Origin of the sequence: Streptomyces fildesensis (assembly GCF_016107395.1) — a bacterium.
GTDB classification, from domain to species: Bacteria; Actinomycetota; Actinomycetes; order Streptomycetales; family Streptomycetaceae; genus Actinacidiphila; species Actinacidiphila fildesensis.
The window spans coordinates 20,578-39,721 of the sequence record NZ_JAAIKO010000010.1; the positions used below are offsets into that span (position 1 = coordinate 20,578).

The 19,144-nt window shown below is 71.8% G+C and carries 15 protein-coding genes; 8 read left to right on the top strand and 7 right to left on the bottom strand.

Translation table 11 applies throughout. The features are described from left to right. Positions 1-28: 28 nt before the first annotated feature. Complete coding sequence (locus tag C6N31_RS17055) at positions 29-1,006, bottom strand: TIGR03619 family F420-dependent LLM class oxidoreductase (RefSeq protein WP_138353579.1); 978 nt, start codon at positions 1,004-1,006, stop codon at positions 29-31. A gap of 230 nt (positions 1,007-1,236) precedes the next feature. Here C6N31_RS17055 and C6N31_RS17060 point away from each other — a divergent pair, with 230 nt between their 5' ends. Then, complete coding sequence (locus C6N31_RS17060) at positions 1,237-2,667, top strand: FG-GAP and VCBS repeat-containing protein (RefSeq protein ID WP_198357775.1); 1,431 nt, start codon at positions 1,237-1,239, stop codon at positions 2,665-2,667. Positions 2,668-2,730: 63 nt separating this feature from the next. On the opposite strand, the gene C6N31_RS17065 is transcribed toward C6N31_RS17060, so the two are convergent. Together C6N31_RS17065 and C6N31_RS17070 are read right to left on the bottom strand one after the other, a co-directional pair. Continuing rightward, positions 2,731-3,948: an amidohydrolase family protein gene (locus tag C6N31_RS17065; RefSeq protein ID WP_198357776.1), complete on the bottom strand. Its 1,218-nt coding sequence runs from the start codon at positions 3,946-3,948 to the stop codon at positions 2,731-2,733. 76 nt (positions 3,949-4,024) lie between these two features. Then, the gene (locus C6N31_RS17070) at positions 4,025-4,690 is read right to left on the bottom strand and encodes an AMP-binding protein (RefSeq protein WP_232485314.1); all 666 of its coding nucleotides are present in this window, start codon (positions 4,688-4,690) and stop codon (positions 4,025-4,027) included. 499 nt (positions 4,691-5,189) lie between these two features. Between C6N31_RS17070 and afsR the strand changes: the two genes are divergently transcribed. Both afsR and C6N31_RS17080 read left to right on the top strand, forming a co-directional pair. Continuing rightward, on the top strand, positions 5,190-8,120 hold the full coding sequence (gene afsR / locus C6N31_RS17075) for an SARP-family global regulator AfsR (RefSeq protein ID WP_138353575.1): 2,931 nt from the start codon (positions 5,190-5,192) through the stop codon (positions 8,118-8,120). A 152-nt stretch (positions 8,121-8,272) separates the two neighbouring features. Beyond that, positions 8,273-8,437: a hypothetical protein gene (locus C6N31_RS17080; RefSeq protein ID WP_164294336.1), complete on the top strand. Its 165-nt coding sequence runs from the start codon at positions 8,273-8,275 to the stop codon at positions 8,435-8,437. 426 nt (positions 8,438-8,863) lie between these two features. On the opposite strand, the gene C6N31_RS17085 is transcribed toward C6N31_RS17080, so the two are convergent. Beyond that, positions 8,864-10,438, bottom strand: a complete 1,575-nt coding sequence (locus C6N31_RS17085; RefSeq protein ID WP_198357777.1) for a FadD3 family acyl-CoA ligase — start codon at positions 10,436-10,438, stop codon at positions 8,864-8,866. 146 nt (positions 10,439-10,584) lie between these two features. On the opposite strand from C6N31_RS17085, the gene C6N31_RS17090 reads away from it, so the two are divergent. Genes C6N31_RS17090 through C6N31_RS17100 form a run of 3 tightly spaced genes read left to right on the top strand, consistent with a single transcriptional unit; the run spans position 10,585 to position 13,005 of the window. Then, complete coding sequence (locus C6N31_RS17090) at positions 10,585-11,736, top strand: lipid-transfer protein (RefSeq protein WP_138353573.1); 1,152 nt, start codon at positions 10,585-10,587, stop codon at positions 11,734-11,736. A gap of 13 nt (positions 11,737-11,749) precedes the next feature. Next, positions 11,750-12,244 carry a Zn-ribbon domain-containing OB-fold protein gene (locus C6N31_RS17095; protein ID WP_138353572.1) on the top strand — a complete coding sequence of 165 codons (495 nt, stop codon included), beginning with the start codon at positions 11,750-11,752 and terminating at the stop codon, positions 12,242-12,244. Further along, positions 12,241-13,005 (top strand): enoyl-CoA hydratase/isomerase family protein, encoded by a 765-nt coding sequence (locus tag C6N31_RS17100; RefSeq protein WP_198357778.1) that lies wholly within the window; start codon positions 12,241-12,243, stop codon positions 13,003-13,005. The genes C6N31_RS17095 and C6N31_RS17100 overlap by 4 nt, the downstream gene beginning before the upstream one ends. A gap of 19 nt (positions 13,006-13,024) precedes the next feature. Here C6N31_RS17100 and C6N31_RS17105 read toward each other — a convergent pair whose 3' ends face one another. Together C6N31_RS17105 and C6N31_RS17110 are read right to left on the bottom strand one after the other, a co-directional pair. Further along, positions 13,025-13,300, bottom strand: a complete 276-nt coding sequence (locus C6N31_RS17105; RefSeq protein ID WP_138353570.1) for a hypothetical protein — start codon at positions 13,298-13,300, stop codon at positions 13,025-13,027. Between the two features lie 419 nt (positions 13,301-13,719). After that, the gene (locus C6N31_RS17110) at positions 13,720-14,271 is read right to left on the bottom strand and encodes a hypothetical protein (RefSeq protein WP_198357779.1); all 552 of its coding nucleotides are present in this window, start codon (positions 14,269-14,271) and stop codon (positions 13,720-13,722) included. Between the two features lie 131 nt (positions 14,272-14,402). On the opposite strand from C6N31_RS17110, the gene C6N31_RS17115 reads away from it, so the two are divergent. Next, positions 14,403-14,999, top strand: a complete 597-nt coding sequence (locus C6N31_RS17115; RefSeq protein ID WP_198357780.1) for a hypothetical protein — start codon at positions 14,403-14,405, stop codon at positions 14,997-14,999. A gap of 157 nt (positions 15,000-15,156) precedes the next feature. On the opposite strand, the gene afsK is transcribed toward C6N31_RS17115, so the two are convergent. Then, positions 15,157-17,664, bottom strand: a complete 2,508-nt coding sequence (afsK, locus tag C6N31_RS17120) for a protein serine/threonine kinase AfsK (RefSeq protein WP_138353568.1) — start codon at positions 17,662-17,664, stop codon at positions 15,157-15,159. A gap of 674 nt (positions 17,665-18,338) precedes the next feature. Here afsK and C6N31_RS17125 point away from each other — a divergent pair. After that, a complete protein-coding gene (locus C6N31_RS17125; RefSeq protein WP_138353567.1) occupies positions 18,339-18,986 on the top strand; it encodes a TetR family transcriptional regulator in 648 nt (215 codons plus the stop codon). The last annotated feature ends 158 nt before the right edge of the window (positions 18,987-19,144 follow it).

The following is a 19,144-nucleotide window of genomic DNA, read 5'->3' on the forward strand; positions in this document are numbered from 1 at the left end:
CGACCTACTCGTCGAGGTGCGGCGCGACCTACTCGTCGAGGTGCGGCGCGACATCGGAGGCGAACGCCTCCATCTGCTCGATCAGCTCGGCCCTGCTACGGCTGCGGAACCGGACCTGGATCTGCCCGACCCCCATCGCCCGGTACTCCCGCAGGCTCGCCGCGAGCGCGTCCGGCTTGCCGTGCAGCGTGCGCCGCCCGACCTCCCATGCCGGCGCCCCGACGTACAGCGGCTCGGCGATGGTGCCGATCTCGATCGGCGTGGTGACGCCCGCCTGCTCGCGCAGTTCCCGGATCCGGGCGATCTGCTGGGGCAACTTGTCGCGCGGGTCGCCCTGCGGCAGCCACCCGTCGCCCCGGACGGCGGCCCGGCGCACGGCGGCGGGCGACGACCCGCCGACCCAGATCGGCGGCCCGCCCGGCCGGGCGGGGCGGGGGCGCTGCCCGAGGCCGCTGAAGTCGAAGAACTCCCCGTGGTGCTCGGGGAACTCCTCGGCGAACGCCGCCCGCAGCGCGTCGATCGTCTCGTCCAGCACGGGGCCGCGCCGCGCGAAGTCGGCGCCGACCGCGTCGAACTCCTCCGCCACATGACCCGCCCCGACCCCGAGGATCAGCCGGCCTCCGGAGAGGTGGTCGAGCGTCGCGTACGCCTTGGCGGTGACCAGGGGGTGGCGCAGGCCGACGACGGCGACATGGCTGAGCAGCCGGACGTTCGTCGTGACGGCGGCGAGGTAGGCGAGGGTCGCCACCGGGTCGTACCAGGTGGTGCTCATCGCGTCGGCCAGGCGTCGCGGGATCGCGACGTGGTCGCACGAGGCGATGTAGTCGAACCCGGACCGGTCGGCGGCCCGGGCGATCTCGACGAGGTCGGCGGGGCCGGCCTGTCGTTCCCACGGCTCGGCGTACATCGTGCTCAGCGACTGGACGGGCAGTTGCATCCCGTAACGCACGGCGCGGCTCTCCCTTGGTCGACGGGGCGGGCCTGCGGCCCGGGCTTCGCGGCCCATCGTCGTATCTGACGGTGTGTCAGTAAAGGGGTACGCGGGGTTTTCTGGGCCGGCCTGCCGTCGCCGGTGTCACACAACGACCCGTTGCCCACGTCGTACGACAGGCCGCCGCCCGCGTCGTACGGGCGCCCGGCGCCCGCGTCGTACAACCGTCCGCACCTTTCGGCAGTCGGACACGTAACACCATGACCAGAAGGACCAGTACTCACACCAGACAACAGGAGCACCACATGCGGCACCGGATATCACCCATCGCCGCAGCCGTGCTGCTGGCCGGCATCGCGGGCTGCTCCGGCACCGACGCGCCCACCCCCGTGCACACCCCTCCAGCCGCCAAGGCGGCCGGGGGCCCGCGTGCCGACTTCAACGGCGACGGGTACAACGACCTGGCCGTCCGTGTGAACGGTCTCCGCGTCGAACTGGAGACGAAACCCGGCGCGATCGTGGTGACCTACGGCGGAAAGGACGGGCTGGACGCCGCCCGCAGAACCGTCATCGACCAGGACACCGACGGCATTCCCGACGGACATCTCGACGGCGTCATGACCTACGGCGACCTCGACAACGACGGTTACACCGACCTGGTCTTCAGCGATGTCGTCGTGTGGGGCGGCGCCGACGGCCTGTCCGGCGGCACGGCGTTCGACCTGCCCGGCCAGCCGTCCGACTCCTCGGGCGGAGCCGGCGCCCTGGCGGTCGGCGACTTCAACGGCGACGGGAAGGCCGAACTCGCCGCCTTCATCGGCACCAAGAAGAACCCCCGTATCTCGGTCCTCGCGGGCGGCTTCACCCGCAAGGGGCCCCGCTCCGGCACCTACGACCTCGCATTCTCGTCCGTATTCGCGAACGCCGGCGGGCTGGGCCCGCTGGAGACGCACCTCACGGCGGGCGACCTCACCGGCGACCACATCAGCGACCTGATCGTCGGAACCCGTTGGTACACCGACAACGACAAGCCCCCGGGGAACACCTTCTTCCAGGGTTCCCGGCAGGGCCTGGCCGACGTGGAGGGCAAGGACGTCGCCGCGGGGCATGTCACCGCGATCGGGGACATCGACCATGACGGCTACGGCGACCTCGCCATCGGCGACTCCTCCAGCCACCAGTTCGACGGACAGGAGAGCCGCGCCGGCTTCGTCACCGTCACCTACGGCAGCAAGGACGGCCCCGGCGACGGCCGCCCCGACCAGGTCATCAGCAAGGACACCCCCGGCCTCCCCGGCCCCCCTCCCCGCGGCCCGTTCGCCGACAGCGTCGCCCTCGGCGACGTCAACGGCGACGGCTTCGCCGACCTCGCCATCGGCGACGGGGCGGAGCCCTTCGGGACGACCATCAACGCCGGGAGGGTCATACTCCTGCGCGGCTCGGCGAAGGGCCTCACCACGGCCGGCGGCCAGTACTTCACCCAGGAGACCCCCGGCATCCCCGGCGACAGTGTCGAGCGGGACCGTTTCGGGGAGCGGCTGACCCTCAGCGACCTCAACAACGACGGCAAGGCCGACCTCACCGTCTGCGGCCCGGAGGACGACAGGAACATGGGATCCGCCTGGATCCTCCCCGGCACCGCCGAGGGCCTGCGCGCCACCGGCACCGTGCGCTTCGGGCCCGCCGACTTCGGCCTGAAGGACAAGCGGGCCTACGGCGGGGACCTCATCGGCTGACCCCCCGCTCTCGCGGTGCTGTGCTCCCCGCCCCCCGGGGAGCACGGCACCGCGAGAGACGGATCAGCCCGCCCAGAGGCCGTCCGGGGTGAGGCCGAGGAGGTCGATCGCGTTGCCGCGGACGATGCGGTCGACGACGTCCGGGGCCAGATGCCCCATCTGCGCCTCGCCGACCTCCTTCGACTTGGGCCACGTGGAGTCGGAGTGCGGGTAGTCCGTCTCGTACAGCACGTTGGGCACGCCGATGGCGTCGAGGTTCTTGAGACCGAAGGCGTCGTCGAAGAAGCACCCGTAGACGTGCTCGGCGAACAGCTCGGACGGCGGCCGGAACACCTTGTCGGCCACGCCGCCCCAGGCCCGGTTCTCCTCCCAGACCACGTTCGCGCGCTCCAGGATGTACGGGATCCAGCCGATCTGGCCCTCCGCGTACATGATCCTGAGGTTCGGGAAGCGCTCGAACTTGCCCGACATCAGCCAGTCGACCATCGAGAAGCAGCAGTTGGCGAAGGTGATCGTCGAACCCACCGCGGGCGGCGCGTCCGCCGAGGTGGAGGGCATCCTGCTGGACGAGCCGATGTGCATCGCGATGACGGTGCCGGTCTCGTCGCAGGCCCGCAGGAACGGATCCCACGCGTCGGTGTGGATGGAGGGCAGCCCCAGGTGCGGCGGGATCTCCGAGAAACAGACGGCCCGCACACCGCGCGCCGCGTTCCTGCGCACCTCGGCCGCCGCCAGCTCCGCGTCCCAGAGCGGGACGAGGGTGAGCGGTATGAGGCGCCCGTGCGCCTCAGGGCCGCACCACTCCTCCACCATCCAGTCGTTGTACGCCCGCACCCCGAGCAGCCCGAGCTCCCGGTCCTTGGCCTCGGTGAACGTCTGGCCGCAGAACCGCGGGAAGGTCGGGAAGCAGAGCGCGGACTGGACGTGGTTGACGTCCATGTCGACCAGCCGCTCGGGCACGCTGAAGGACCCCGGACGCATCTGCTCGTAGGTGATCACCTCGAGCTTGATCTCGTCGCGGGAGTAACCGACGGCGGTGTCGAGGCGGGTCAGCGGCCGGTGCAGATCCTCGTAGATCCACCAGTCGCCGATCGGCCCGTCATCGCCCGGCTGCCCCATGACGGGGGCGAACTTGCCCCCCATGAAGGTCATTTCCTTCAGGGGGGCGCGGACGACGCGCGGGCCGATGTCGTGGTACTTGGACGGGAGCCGGTCCCGCCAGACGTTGGGGGGCTCAACCGTGTGGTCGTCCACCGAGATGATCTTCGGGAAGGTCTCCATGACGACCACGGTAGCGCCGATCTGACGATCCGTCAGCTAAGTGAACGGCCTTCTGTTCACGGCCCACCCCCGCGCGCTACAACGCCACATGCGTAGGAAGCAGAATCCGCCACACCGCGTCCTCCACCCCGTGCACCGCCGCGATCCACCCCACGTTCTCCTCCTCCGTCCCCAGCCGCACCGCCTGCGCCAGTTCCGCCACCACGTCCGCCAGGTCCCCGTGCCCCATCGCCGGCTCCAGCCGGCCGCCCGCCGGCCCGTCGTCCAGGTAGCGCTGGTAGCCCGGCGCGGTGCGCAGGACGCCCACCGGGCGCCAGCTCTCGGCCAGGCTCCACACCGGCTCACCGCCGACGAGGGTGCCGTCCGCCTCCACCACCTGCGTACGGGACCGGTCCACCGCCAGCGCGGTCCAGCCGTCGCCACCCGTCAGTACCGCGGCCGGCGCGCAGCGCTCGACGCAGCGGGCCACCGCCGATGTCACGCCCGGCGCGGGCAGCACGAGCGGTACCGCCGTCATCCCCGCGTAGAGGCAGCCGAAGAACGCCCCCGCGAGATCGGCCCCTTCGGGGTAGGCGAGCAGCACCCGGCTGCCGGGCGGCAGCAACTGCCCCAGCCGCGCGGCCACCGCCCGCGCCCGGCGGTCCAACTCCCGGTAGCTGCACCCGGCGGTGCCCGCCGTGGCGCCGTCGGGGAACGGCAGCACCGGCACCGACTGCGGTGCCCACGCCGCCCGTCGCCGCAACCACGGTCCGGGCAGCCGGTCGACGGCCGCCAGGCCCCTGGCTCCGCTCCGGGGGCGAGATCCGGACCCCGGACCATGGCCGGAACCCGACCCTGACCCTGAACCCGGTCCTGAACCGCTTCCCGAACCGGATCCGGTCCCGGAACCGGATCCGGACCCACCTCTTGTCACCGCCACCGGTACGCATTGTGAACACATGACTGACCTCTCACCTCCCTCGCACCAGGAAACACACCGGCACCACCGAAATTCACACAGCACAATCCGCGGGCAGACACAGACGGAACCTCAAATTCAGCACAACTTTCCCCGTAACGCCGGGTCGGGCCCCAGCACGGGGTGACCCCGGCCCTCCGACACGGCAAACTGGCACGGGACGGGGGGCTGAGCGATCGGCCCCACCCGTCATGCGGACACTGTTCCGGTACGCGATGAACGATAGATATACGCGCGTCGTGCCGATTGACACCGCATCGGCCGGCACGCCTCAGGGGGCAGCATGGACAGCGCGACAGGGCCCGACCGGGGACTGCGGTTCGCAGTTCTCGGTCCGGTACGGGCATGGCGCGACGACCAGCCGATCGTCACCGGGTCGCCGCAGCAGCGGGCGCTCCTGGCCGCGTTGCTGCTGCGCGGCGGCCGGACCGCGACCGCATCCGAACTCCTCGACGCCCTGTGGGGCGAGACGGCACCCACCACCGCGCTGGCCGCGCTGCGCTCGTACGCGTTCCGGCTGCGCAAGGCGCTCGGCGCCGACGCGCTCGTCACCGAATCCGGCGGCTACGCCCTGCATGTGGCGCCCGACGGGCTGGACTTCGCCGCGGCGGAGCGGCTCGCCGCCGAGGCCGAGAAGGCCCGGGGCGCGGGCGACCCGGTCCGGGCCCGCGAGTTGCTCGCGACGGCGCTGGGCATGTGGAACGGCGAACCGCTGGCCGGACTGCCCGGCCCGTACGCGGAGGCCCAGCGCAACCGGCTGGAGGAGTGGCGGCTCACCGTCACCGAGACCCGCCTGGAGTTGGACCTGGAGCTGGCCGCGCACGCCGAGGCCGTCTCCGAACTGACCGCGCTCTCCGCCGAGCAGCCGCTGCGCGAACGGCTGCGCTGCCTGCTGATGCTCGCGCTCTACCGCAGCGGCCGGCAGGCCGAGGCGCTCGGTGTGTACGCCGACACCCGCCGGCTGCTCGCCGACGAGCTGGGCGTCGACCCCTGCGCCGAGCTCAGCGAACTCCACCAGCGGATCCTGGAGGCCGATCCGGGCCTGGCCGCCCCCGCCGGGCCCGGCGCGCACACCGCCGAGGTGGTCCGGCCGGCCCAGCTTCCCGCGACCGTCGCCGACTTCACCGGCCGCGCCGCCTTCGTCCGGGAACTCGGCGCCCAGCTCACCGAGGCCGACAAGGGCGTCATGGCCGTCTCCGCGCTGGCCGGCATCGGCGGCGTCGGCAAGACCACCCTCGCCGTCCATGTCGCCCACGCCGCCCGCGAGGCCTTCCCCGACGGGCAGCTCTACGTCGATCTGCAGGGCACCGACGCCAGGCCCGCGGAACCCGAAGCCGTCCTCGGCTCGTTCCTGCGGGCGCTGGGCCTGTCCGACAGCGCGATCCCCGACTCGCTCGCGGACCGCGCCGCGCTCTACCGCTCCACCCTGGACGGCCGCCGGGTGCTGGCGCTGCTCGACAACGCCCATGACGCCGCCCAGGTCCGGCCGCTGCTGCCCGGCACGCCCGGCTGCGCCGCGCTGATCACCAGCCGGGTCCGGATGGTCGACCTCGCGGGCGCGCATCTCGTCGACCTGGACGTGATGAGCCCCGAGGAGGCGCTGCAGCTCTTCACCCGGATCGTCGGCGAGGAGCGCGTCACCAGCGAGCGCCAGTCCGCGCTCGACGTCGTCGCCGCCTGCGGTTTCCTGCCGCTCGCCATCCGTATCGCCGCCTCCCGGCTGGCCGCGCGCCGCACCTGGACCGTCGCCGTCCTGGCCCGCAAGCTCGCCGACCAGCGCCGCCGCCTCGACGAACTGCGCGCCGGTGACCTGGCCGTCAAGGCCACCTTCGAACTCGGCTACGGCCAGCTCGAACCGCTCCAGGCCCGCGCGTTCCGCCTGCTGTCGCTGCCCGACGGCCCGGACATCTCGCTGGACGCGGCCGCCGCCGTCCTGGACATGGACCCGTACTCGACCGAGGAACTGCTCGAAGCCCTCGTCGACATCAGCCTCATCGAGTCCGCCGCCCCGGCCCGCTACCGCTTCCACGACCTGCTGCGGCTGTACGCCCGCGAGTGCGCCGACCGCGACGAGACCGACGAGGCCCGCTGCCGGGCGCTGTCCCGGCTGCTCGACTTCTACCTCTCCTCCGCCGCGTGCGCGTACGAGCTGGAGAACCCCGGCGACCGCGTCCTCGACCACCTCGCCCCGACCGAACGGACCGGCCTGGCCTTCGGCACCCGCGAAGAGGCCCTGGAATGGCTCTTCTCCGAGGCCCAGGGCCTGCTCGCCGCCGTGCAGCAGGCCGCCGGCGGCGGCTGCGAGGGCCCGATGCGGCGCGCGGTCGACCTGCTGTGGGCGGCCCAGGATCTGATGGAGTCGGGCGTCTACGCGCGGCAGTACGAGCAGGGTGTGCAGGCGCTGGTGACGACGGCGGGCGACTGCGCCGAGCATCTGGTCGAGGGCCGGGCCCGCGTCCTCCTCGGCCAACTCCACCGGCTGTCCGGGCAGTTCGTGGCCGCGGACATGGAGGCGCAGCGCTCCTTCATCCTGGGCATGGCCGCGGAAGACCCGCTGACCCGCAGCTACGCCCTCAACCTGCGGGGCGGGATCGCCCTGCAGGGCCACCGCTTCGACGAGTGCGCCGAGTACCACAGCAACGCGCTGGAAGCGTTCCGCGAGGACGGCAACCGGCACGGCGAGGCCGCCGCGCTCAGCAACCTCTCCCGGGCCCAGCTGGAGCTGGGCGACACCGACGCCGCGGTGTCCGCCACCGAGCAGGTCGTGGCGATCTACCGCGGACTGGGCGCCGGCTTCCGGCTCGGCAACGGCCTGTACGCCATGGGCATCGCCCTCACCACGACCGACCGGCTCGACGAGGCGACCGTCTGCCTGACCGAGGCCCTGGGCATCTTCCACGAAGCGCGGCAGCGGTTCTGGGAGGGCATGACGCTCTTCCGGCTCTCCAAGGTCCACCTGGCGGGCGGCCAGTGGCGCCAGTCCGCGTCCCACGCCGAGCAGGCCCTCGTCATCCTCCGCGAGGTCGGCGGCGAATGGCGCACCGCGAACGCCCTCACCGTCCTGGGGCGAGCCCTCGCCGGCTTCGGCCAGACCATCCGTGCCCGCGCCTGCTGGCACGACGCCCTCGGCATCTTCACGGCGCTCGGATCCCCCGAGGCGGACGAGGTCCGACGGCTCATCGACGACCGGTCGTCCCCCGCCGTTGCCATATAATCGCAGGTCACCTCAATCAACGCGCTCGTTTATCTGTTGATTATCTCGGGATGCCAGGATTCCATTCATTGCACGAGCTACCCACCCGGTGGCGCACGGGGGTCGCCACCGGGTGGGTGCAACACAGGACCGACAAAACCTGGGGAGTCCATATGACCACCGAGATCCCGAAGCCAAAGAACGACGGCGGCACCGTCAAGCCGGACAACTGGCACAACGACAGCACGACGGAGCCCATCCCCGACGTCCTCCTCGCCGACGGTGGCCCCGAGACCAAGCCCGACAACTGGCACAACGACTCCGAGCCCGCCAAGTAACAGGCCGGGCCGGCGAATCGGGCCCCGCCCGCTCGGGGGAGCGCCAGGGGTGACCGGGGGGAACCACAAAGCACGGGGAAGCACGGGGGAACGACGGGGGAACGCTCAGGAGCTCGGGGGAGCTCAGGAGCGAACGGGCTCGGGGGGCCCATGGTCCGGGGGGACCGCACGGGGGAAGCTCAGGGGTTCGGGGGAACTCAGGAGTGCACGGGGCTCGAGGGAGCCCACTGGTGAACGGGTCCGGGGGGACCCGGCACGAATCCGGAGTCCGGGGGGACTCAGCGGAACGATCGGGACCGCACAGGGGGAACGCGAGAGACCGACCATGGCGTGGAGGGGGCGCCGTGGCCGGTCTCTCTTCCTGTGCGGGACCGGCTCTACCGCCGCGAGGGGAGCGGTCGACGTCCCCTTCGCACTTTTGCCCGGCTACGCGGGCGGCGTCCGCGCCGCCCCCCGCAGCTCCGCCTTCATCACTTTGCCGCTCGCGTTCCGCGGCAGTTCCGTCAGGAAGTTCACTTCCCTCGGGACCTTGTAGTTGGCCATTTCGCGGCGGGACCAGGCGATGAGGTCGTCCGCGGAGAGGGTGGAGTCGCGGCGGCGGATGACGTAGGCCTTGCCCACCTCGCCGAGGCGGGGGTCGGGGATGCCGATGACGGCGGCGTCCGTGACGTCGGGGTGGTGGCGCAGGGCCTGTTCTATCTCGGCGGGGTAGGCGTTGAATCCGCCGACGATGAACATGTCCTTGATGCGGTCGGTGATGCGCAGGTTGCCGTCGGCGTCCATGACGCCGACGTCGCCGGTGTGGAGCCAGCCGTCGGCGTCGATCGCGCGGTCCGTCTCGTCGGGGTCCTCGAAATAGCCGCGCATGACGTTGTAGCCGCGGACCAGGACCTCGCCGGGTTCGCCGGGCCCTGCGGACAGGACGCGTACCTCGGTGTCGGGGATGGCGCGCCCCGATGTGGAGGCGATGACTTCGGCGGGGTCGCCCTGGCGGCACATCGTGACCGTGCCGCCGGCCTCGGTGAGGCCGTACGCCGTCAGGACGGTGGCGATCTTCAGCTCGGAGCGCAGCCGTTCCACGAGTTCGAGCGGGACGACGGCGGCGCCGGTGACGACGAGGCGCAACGCGCTCAGGTCGTGCTTGGCGCGGGCCGGGTGGTCGAGGATCGACTGGTGGAGGGTGGGCGGGCCGGGGAGGACGCTGATGCGTTCCGCGGCGATGTTGGCGAGCGCGGTGTCGACGTTGAAGACGGGCTGCGGCACCATCGTGGCGCCGCGCATGAGGCAGGCGATGATGCCCGCCTTGTAGCCGAAGGTGTGGAAGAACGGGTTGATGATCAGGTAGCGGTCGCCCTCGGTGAGGCCGGCCAGTTCGCTCCAGACGCTGTAGACGCGCAGCGTCTGGGCGTGGCTGATGACGGCGCCCTTGGGGTGGCCCGTGGTCCCGGAGGTGAACGTGATGTCCGAGGGGTCGTCCGGGCGCAGCGAGTCCGCCCGGCGGCGCACCGCCTCGCGGGAGACCGTCCCGCCGCCCGCCAGGAAGTCCCGCCAGGTGCGGTAGCCCTCGGGGGCGGTGTCGGAGAGGACGACGACCTCTTGCAGGTGCGGCAGTTCGGCGTCGGCGCGGCGCAGCGAGGCCACGTAGGACGTGCCGAGGAAGGTGCCGGTGACGAAGAGCAGTCTGGCGCGGGTCCGTTCCAGGACGTAGGCCGCCTCGGCGCCCTTGAAGCGGGTGTTGAGGGGGACGAGGACGCCGCCCGCGGACACGGCGCCGAGCGCCGCGACGATCCAGTCGAGCGTGTTGGGCGCCCAGATGGCGACACGGTCGCCGGCTTCGACGCCCGCCGCGATCGTGGCGGCGGCGGCCCGCTCGACGCGCTCACCCAGCTCCGCGTAGCTGATGCGGGTCCGGCCGTCGACGACCGCCTCGCGGTCGCCGTACTGTCGTACCGCCGCTCGTACCAGCCCCGGGATGCTGCCCCAGTCCAGGTCACCGCGCATGATGCTCCCCTCAACGGGCTTACCGACTGCCTGACCACCGCTACCGGAATACCCGGATACCTCTGACCCACCACTACCTGACTACCCGTCAGATTAGCGGTACCCTGACTGGCTGTCAGCAGTGATGACCATGCCGGGAGGTGTCCGTGAGCGCTGCCCTGAAGGACGCGACAGCGATCGTGGGAATAGGCCAGACCCCGTTCGCCAAGAACCTTGTGGAGTCCGAACGCGCCCTGGCCTGCCGCGCGATCATCGCGGCACTCGACGACGCCGGGATAGCACCCGCCGAGGTCGACGGCTTCGCCTCCTACACGATGGAGGAGACCGACGAGGTCGAGGTGGCGAAGTCCATCGGCGCCGGGGACGTCACCTTCTTCTCCAAGGTCGGGTACGGCGGTGGCGGCTCCTGCGCGACGGTGGCGCACCTCGCGGCGGCCGTCGCCACCGGGCAGGCGACCGTGGGCGTGGCCTGGCGGTCCCGCAAACGCGGCAGCGGCAAGCGCCCCTGGACCAACACCGCGGTCCAGCTCCCCACCCCCGGCCAGTGGACCCGGCCCTTCGGGCTGCTGCGTCCCGCCGACGAGATCGGGATGCTCGCCCGCCGCTACATGCACGAGTTCGGCGCGACCCGCGATCACCTGTTCAACGTCGCCCTCGCCTGCCGTAACCGCGCCAACCAGAACCCGGCCGCGATGATGTATGAGCGCCCGCTGACCCGCGAGATGTACATGACGTCCCGCTGGATCAGTGAACCGCTCTGCCTCTTCGACAACTGCCTGGAGACCGACGGGGCGCTGGCCTGCGTCGTCGTCAGCGCCGAGCGCGCCCGCGACTGCCGCCGCAAGCCCGTCTACGTGCACTCCGCCGCCCAGGGCCTGCCCGCCCAGCACCACGGCATGGTCAACTACTGGAACGACGACCCGCTGACCGGCCCGTCCTGGGCCACCGCGCGCCATCTGTGGAAGAACTCCGACCTCACCCCTGAGGACGTCGATGTCGCCCAGATCTACGACGCGTTCACCCCGCTCATCCCGCTCTCCCTGGAGGGCTACGGCTTCTGCGGCCGCGGCGAGGGCGCCGCGTTCACCGAGGGCGGCGCCCTGGAGATCGGTGGCCGGCTCCCCATCAACACCGGCGGCGGCGGGCTCAGCGAGGCGTACGTCCACGGCTTCAACCTCATCAACGAGGGCGTCAAGCAACTGCGCGGCGACTCCACCGCCCAGGTCCCCGACGCCGCGACCTGCCTGGTCACGGCGGGCGAGGGCGTACCGACATCCGCGCTGCTGCTGCGAAGCTGAGGAGCTGACCGCCATGACCGCCCTGCCCACCGAGCCCGCCAGGACCGTCGAGTCCGCCACCGCCACGACCGGCGACGGCCTGCTGCTGCCCGTGCCCGACGACGACGGCGCGCCCTTCTGGGAGTACGCCCGCCGTGGCGAGCTGCGCGTCCAGGCGTGCGCCGCCTGCGGCGTCCTGCGCTTCCCGCCGCGCCCCTGCTGCCCGCACTGCCAGTCCTTCGACAGCGAGTGGCGGCGGATGAGCGGCCGCGGCCGCATCTGGTCGTACGTCTTCCCGCACCCGCCGCTGCTGCCCGCCTACGCGGAACAGGCGCCGTACAACGCGATCGTCGTGGAGCTGCTGGACGCCCCGCGGATCCGTCTGGTCGGCAACCTCGTCACGTCGGCCGACGCCCCGCTCGACTCCGTCGATCCGTCGAGGCTCCGCATCGGCGCCGGGGTGAAGGTCGCCTTCCACGCGATGGCGGACGGCGTCACCGTGCCGCGCTGGCTGCTGGAGCGGCCATGAGCGTCACCTGTACGTCGAAGGACGGCGTCGCCGTCGTCACCCTGGACCGCCCGCGGCGCCTCAACGCGATCGACCTCGACACCGTCACCGAACTCACCGCCTTGTGGCGGGAGTTCCGGATGAACGACGACGTCCGCGCGATCGTCCTCACCGGCGCCGGCGACAAGGCGTTCTGCACCGGGATCGACCGCTCCGTCGACGTCCCGCAGCCGCCGTCCCCGTATTCCATCGACGATCCGCTGCTGCGCCTCGGCCCCAAGTCCAACGACCTGTGGAAGCCGGTCGTCGCGGCCGTCAACGGCATGGCCTGCGGCGGCGCCTTCTATCTCCTGGGCGAGGCCGAGTTCGTCATCGCCGCCGAGCACGCCACCTTCTTCGACCCGCACACGACGTACGGCATGGTCAGCGCCTACGAGTCCGTCCTCATGGCGCAGCGCATGCCGTACGGCGAGGTCATGCGGATGTCGCTGATGGGCACGGCGGAGCGGGTCGGCGCGCGACGGGCCCACGAGACCGGTCTCGTGTCGGAGGTCGTCCCGGCGGACGAGCTGCTCGACGCGGCCCTGCGCGCCGCCGCCGTCATCGCCTCCTACCCGACGGAAGCGGTCCAGGGCACTGTCCGCGCCGTCTGGTCCGCCCGCGAGGCGGCCCGCGCGCACGCACTGGCGCAGGCCCCGCACCTCATCGCGCTCGGGAACCTGCCGCCGGAACGTCAGGCGGGACTGTTCACGTCGCGCAGCGGAGAGTTCCGGGTGCGCTGACGGTCACCCACCCATGAGCTCAGCTGCGGTTGGCACTCGCGATGACGCAGTCGGTCCACTCCCCGCTCGCGACGCCCGAGTCGAGCGTCCCGATGGCGTCGACCGTCTTCGTCGAGCGGGCCTTCACCAGGGTGCGGGCCAAGGTGGAGCTGCCGATCTGCACGCCCTGCGCGTTCTTCAGGCGCACCACGGCGGAGAAGTAGTACGACTTGGTGCCCCGGCTGTTGTCGATCCGCAGCTGCGACGTGGGCCGCGCGGCGCTGGAACCGGAGCCGTGGCACTGCACGACGGACACTTGGTCGATCGCGGCCGGCAGCCCCGTCGGACTGGCCGAACCGGAGGACGTCGGCGAGCTGGTGCTCCGGCGGTAGGTGCTGGTGGACTGCGGTCGCGGGCTGTACGTCGAATCAGAAGTGGAACCGGAACTCGAGCCCGAGCCGGAACTGGAGCCGGAACTGGAGCCGGAACTGGAACCGGAACTGGAACCGGAGCCGGAGTTCGAGCTCGAGGAACTGCTGCTGCTGTGACTACTGCTGCAACCGCCCCCCTTGCTGTGGCTCTTGCTCTTGCTCTTGCTCTTGCTCTTGCTCTTGCTCCCGCTGAAACCGGTGAGCGAAAGAACGACGACGGCGAGTACCGCGACAAGGCGCAGTTGACGGAGCTGCAAGGCTGACCATCCCCAGTGGTTGGCAGGAGCGCGTCAGGCTAGCAGCCTCATCGCCCCGCCCGGAGCGCCGCGATCCGCGGCGCCCGGCTCTTCGGCGAGTCCAGGCTGAAGCTGCGGGCGTCGCCCAACTGGTCACGGACGCATGCCTCCGCCGACGCGACGGCGGCCCGCAGTTCCGCGTCCCGCGGCACCCACGGCTGCCGGACGAGCTCCTGCGCCTCCGTGTCGAACTCCCACAGCCCGACCAGCCGCCCCCGGTCCACGATCATGTGCGCGGGCGAGTCCGACAGGGCGCCCAGCGCCTTCGGCCCGGTGAGGTCCGGGCGCCGCGCGTCCGCCGGATCGAGCAGCCGCCCGAAGTCGCGGTGCAGCAGATGGATCCCGTCGATGCCCGCGACCAGCGCGTACGAGGGGTCCTTCGGCACGGTGAACCGCGCGTACTCCGCCGCCGTCCCCTCCGTCCACAGCAGGCCGGGCTCGACCTGCGGTCCCGGCCCGCGCGTGGAGCCCCAGATACAGCCCGGACCCGCCCACGGACCGCGCCCACCCGGTACGCCCCAACGTCCCGGCCGCGTCGTCCGCAGCCACCGACCCGTCAAGACCCTGACGGTGCGACCACCAAGCGCGCGGCTTCCCGATGTCCATGCGGCAGCGTCTGCCCCGCGTGGCGAGCTCACGCCGACCGGCATAGCGTGGGCCACACGGGGGCGCCGAGATTGGACGACGCACGATGATCCGCAACGTCTTCGGGTCCCTCATCGCCCTCATCGGAGCGGCGGCCGCCGTCTGGAGCCCCTTCCGTGCCTGGTACGACGGCCGTCACGGCTCCGAGATCCGCATCGAAGACCTCTTCGACGGGATCACCACCGACCGGGCCGCCGTCATGGGCTCCCTGTTCCTCCCCATGCTCTTCGCCACCCTGATCACCCTCCTGGGGATCCTGCTGCGCTCCCGGCTCCTCGTCGCCTTCTCCGGTGTCCTGGTCCTCGGCTTCACCATCCTGTGGATGGTCCGCCAGGGACTGGCCGCCGGCTCCCTCACCGCGGGCGGCAACGGCCTCGGCATCGGCGTGGCGAACGCCCTCGGCGGCGGCATCCTGCTCCTGATCGGCGCCGCCACCATGTCCGGCCGCCACCACCCGCACTACGGCACCCCACCGCCCCACCCCATCGACACCGTCGCCCCCGTCGAGCCCGTGGAAACTCCCCCCACCTGGCCGACCCCGCCCGAGACCCCACCCGAACCGGCCGAACCCCCACTCGAGGACACCCGGACAGCAACCTGGATCCCACCGGAGCACCGACCGACACCGGAACGTCCGGACTAGGACGGCAGGGGTTGGAACGCGAGGTGCCCGGGGCCGGAGGGGTGGGGGTTCGAAATGCTGCCGAGCTATTTGTGGGCCGCCAGGCCCGTAAATAGTCGATTTCGAACCGCCGCCCCGCAGGACCCGGGCACCGGAACCACGAACAAACCCGCAACCGCTAAGGCCGCCTCGCAGCAGCGCCCGTTCCCTTCACCGCGTCCAGTGCGTAGACGCAGCGGTCCTTGCTGCACGCGTACACGACCCCGTCCGCCGCCACCGGCGACCCCGTGATCTCGCCGCCCGTTTCGAGCTTCCAGCGCAGCTGGCCGCCCCCGGCGTCCACCGTGTACAGGCAGTGGTCCTTCGAGCCGAAGTGGACGCGTCCGTCCGCCACGACCGGCGATCCGACGATCTCGCCCTGGGCGGCGAAGCGCCACTTCGGATTGCCGGTGACGGCGTCGAGCGTGTAGAGCGCGCTGCCCGCGCCCAGGAGCACGTCGCCGCCGGCGACGAGCACCGGTTCGAGGGACTGCCGGGGCTCCGTGGCGACGCGCCAGCGGTCGCGGCCGGTGTGCGGGTCGAGGGCGTAGACCGTGCCGAGGTGGTCGGCGATGTAGATGCCGCCGCCCGCCGCGCCGGCGCCCGGAACGTGGGCCGGCGGCCCGAACATGACGGCGGGGGCGTCGAAGCGCCAGCGCTCCGCCCCGGACCTGGCGTCGAGGGCGAGGACACGCGTGCCCGCGGTGACGTAGACGATGCCGTCGGCCACGACCGGCCGCGTCGGGACGCTGCCGGTCGCGCCGGGGACGCCGGACGCCCCGACCGGGTAGGACCAGCGCTCGGCGCCGGACCCGGCGTCGATGGCGTAGAAGCGGCCGCCGCCCTGGAAGTAGACGGTGCCGGCGGCGATCGAGGGCCCCGACTCGGGGGACTCGAACTCGGTCTGCGCGCCGCCGCGCTCCCAGCGCAGCAGTCCGCGGTCGGCGTCCCAGGCCTGGACGCCGCCGCCCCGCGTGCCGGTGACGACCGTGCCGTGTTCGGCGCGCAGCGAGTAGATCCAGCCCTCGACGCCGGTGCGCCAGAGGTCGCCGCCGTCGGCCGTGTCGAGGGCGTAGAGGCTCGGTCCGTCGGAGGCGTGGATGCGGCCGTCGGCGACGGCCATCGTCCAGGCGACGTCGCGGGTCTTGAACTGCCGCCGCCCGCTGGCGATGTCGAGCGCGTGCACCTCGAAGGAGGTGACGTACAGGCGCCCGTCGGAGACGACGGGCGTGCCCCACACGTCGTTGGACATACGGAAGCGCCAGGGCCGCCACTCCCCCGGCGGGGCCGGCGGCTGGAGCTGCTGCACGGGGAGCGCGCCGGGCCCGTTGGCCCGGTGGGAGCCACCGCGCCGCACCCAGTCCGTGCCGGGGGCGCCCTCCGGCGGTCGCGCACCGTGGTCGGCGTCCGCGACGCGCAGGCCCGGCCCTATCGGAGCGGAACCGGCCAGCCGGACGGGCCCGTGGGTGTGCGGCTCGGACACGGCACCACCTCGCCCGCCGACCGGCGCGTTCAGACCACCGGCGTTCCGACCACCAGGGTTCGGACCGCCCGCGTTCAGACCACCGGGGCCGTTGTTCAGCCCGCCGGGACCGTTGAAACCGCCGGGACCGTTCAGCCCACCGGCGCCGCCGGGGCCCTGTCGGCCGTCCACACCGTGCCGGCCGTGCCCGACCGGTTCGGGGTCCGGGGTGCGCGGCGGCACGGGAGGCCGTGGCGGCGGTGCGGTGCCGGCGTTGACGGCGACGGCCGGCCGCCCGCTGCGGCGCTGCTCTATCAGCGCGACCGCCCCGGGCGGCAGCCACGCGGACGCCGTACCCGTGTCGTCGCTGCCGGTGGAGAACAGATGCGGGGCGAGCTGGGCCTGGAGCTCCGCGGGCGTGGGCCGCTGGTCGGCTTCCATCCGCATGCAGGACTCGATGAGGGGCCGCAGCTCGCTCGGCAGACCCGCCAGGTCCGGGCCCTCGCGGAGCAGCATGAAGACCGTCTCGACGGGGTTCGCGCCGTGGAAGGGGGCGTGCCCCGTCGCGGCGAACACCAGCGTCGAGCCGAGCGAGAACACGTCGCTGGCGCCGCGCACGCTGCGCGAGTCGCGGGCCTGCTCGGGCGACATGTAGGCGGGGGTGCCGACGGCGACGTTCGTCATGGTCAGCCGGGTGTTGGACACCCCGCTGGCGATACCGAAGTCGATCACCCGGGGCCCGTCCTCGACGACCAGGACGTTGGACGGCTTCATGTCACGGTGCACGAGCCCCGCGCCGTGGATGGACTGCAGCGCCTCGGCGACGCCGGCGGCGAGCCAGCGGACGGCCTGGGCGGGCATCGGCCCGGCCTCGTTGATGATCTCTTCGAGGGAGGGGGCGGGGACGTACGCGGTGGCCAGCCATGGCACGGCCGCGCGCGCGTCCGCGTCCACGACGGCGGCCGTGTAGAAGCCGCTGACCGCGCGGGCCGCCTCGACCTCACGGCTGAAGCGGACCCGGAACAGCTGGTCCTCGGCGAGCTCGGCGCGCACCGTCTTGATCGCGACCCGGCGGCCGGAGGCCGACCTGGCGAGATAGACCAGCCCCATGCCGCCGGCACCGAGCCGGGCCAGCACCTCGAAAGGGCCGATCCGTCGCGGGTCGTGCTGCGTCAGCTGCTCCACCGGTGCCCGTCCCTCCCCGTGGGGTGTTCCCCATATGGAAGCTGATTCTTCCTGGCGGAGGGTCCAGTTGCGAACCCGGGGGCGTAACGACACGACATCTGTCGATTCTGTCGGTACGGACCCCCGGTCCTGACCGCTGTGAACAGAGGGCTGACCGGAGCCGGAAGCGACCCGGAACCGGGCCCGAACCGGGCCGGAACCAGGCCCGAACCAGGCAAAACCCGGGCCGGGGCTCCGTGGGGCGGGCTGTCGCGTCATCCACGGCGGACCGGAGTGCGGCCGGCCGCGAACCGACTCATCAAAGAAGTCGGGACGGCGTGTCGCGGGCCCTGTTCGTCACGCCAAGGACGACGAATACGGCACTTCGGCCACTATTCGAACATATGCGCCCTTCCTGGGCCCCGCAGAGCACTGCCCACAGAAGTTATCCACAGGCTGTTGATAAGATGATTCGCTCGAATGGCGGACCGGGGACAGACCGGAGGCGGACCGGGGACGATCAGGCGCGGCAGCGCCGGGGCCGACCGGAAAGCCTGCCGGACCAACGTCCCCCGCATCGCATCCGACGCCGTCGGGACCGCATTCGACGCAGTCGGGACCGCACCCGGAATCCGGTCGAACCCATTTGCACGAGGCCGAATCGCGCGCTGATCACCCGCCGGTAAACTGACGGCATGACAGGACAAGTTCGCACCGTCGACGGCCGTGTTGCCGGTCGTCGAGGTCAGGCGACGCGGCAGAAGCTGCTCGACTGCCTCGGCGAGATGCTCAGCACCTCGCCGTACCGGGACGTCAAGGTCATTGACGTGGCCCGGATGGCGGGCACCTCCCCCGCAACGTTCTACCAGTACTTCCCCGACGTCGAGGGCGCGGTCCTCGAACTCGCCGAGGAAATGGCCAAGGAAGGAGCGAGCCTCACCGACCTGGTCGCCGGACGCTCCTGGATCGGCAAGTCCGGCGCCCTGGCGGCGGAGGAACTGGTCGACGGCTTCCTCTCCTTCTGGCGGAAGAACGACGCGATTCTGCGCGTCGTCGACCTCGGAGCGGCAGAAGGGGACAAGCGGTTCTACAAGATCCGCATGAAGATCCTCAACGCCGTCACCAACTCGCTCACGGATTCCATCAAGGATCTGCAGAGCAAGGGCAAGGTCGACAAGGAGGTCAGCCCGGCCGCCATGGCCGGCTCACTGGTCGCCATGCTGGCCGCCGTCGCGTCGCACCAGAAGGGGTTCACCAGCTGGGGCGTGAAACAGGCCGAGTTGAAGCCGAACCTCGCACTGCTGGTGCATCTCGGCGTCACCGGAAAGAAGCCCGTCAAGTAACTCATCAGGCCCCAAGCGGCCCTTGGCGCGCTCCTGTTCATGTGTCCATCCGTCCTGCCACGTCACGCCCAACGCGGGCGCCGTCCGGTCCTCGGGGGAGGTAGCCGGTACGGCGCCCGCGTTTTCGTACGTGCGGATGCCATGGCTCGATACGTCGT

Coding starts and splice junctions, on each gene's coding strand:
- C6N31_RS17055 (WP_138353579.1), bottom strand. CDS start 1,006: ATGGGCCGCGAAGCCCGGGCCGCAGGCCCGCCCCGTCGACCAAGGGAG.
- C6N31_RS17060 (WP_198357775.1), top strand. CDS start 1,237: ATGCGGCACCGGATATCACCCATCGCCGCAGCCGTGCTGCTGGCCGGC.
- C6N31_RS17065 (WP_198357776.1), bottom strand. CDS start 3,948: ATGGAGACCTTCCCGAAGATCATCTCGGTGGACGACCACACGGTTGAG.
- afsR (WP_138353575.1), top strand. CDS start 5,190: ATGGACAGCGCGACAGGGCCCGACCGGGGACTGCGGTTCGCAGTTCTC.
- C6N31_RS17080 (WP_164294336.1), top strand. CDS start 8,273: ATGACCACCGAGATCCCGAAGCCAAAGAACGACGGCGGCACCGTCAAG.
- C6N31_RS17085 (WP_198357777.1), bottom strand. CDS start 10,438: ATGCGCGGTGACCTGGACTGGGGCAGCATCCCGGGGCTGGTACGAGCG.
- C6N31_RS17095 (WP_138353572.1), top strand. CDS start 11,750: ATGACCGCCCTGCCCACCGAGCCCGCCAGGACCGTCGAGTCCGCCACC.
- C6N31_RS17100 (WP_198357778.1), top strand. CDS start 12,241: ATGAGCGTCACCTGTACGTCGAAGGACGGCGTCGCCGTCGTCACCCTG.
- C6N31_RS17115 (WP_198357780.1), top strand. CDS start 14,403: ATGATCCGCAACGTCTTCGGGTCCCTCATCGCCCTCATCGGAGCGGCG.
- C6N31_RS17125 (WP_138353567.1), top strand. CDS start 18,339: ATGACAGGACAAGTTCGCACCGTCGACGGCCGTGTTGCCGGTCGTCGA.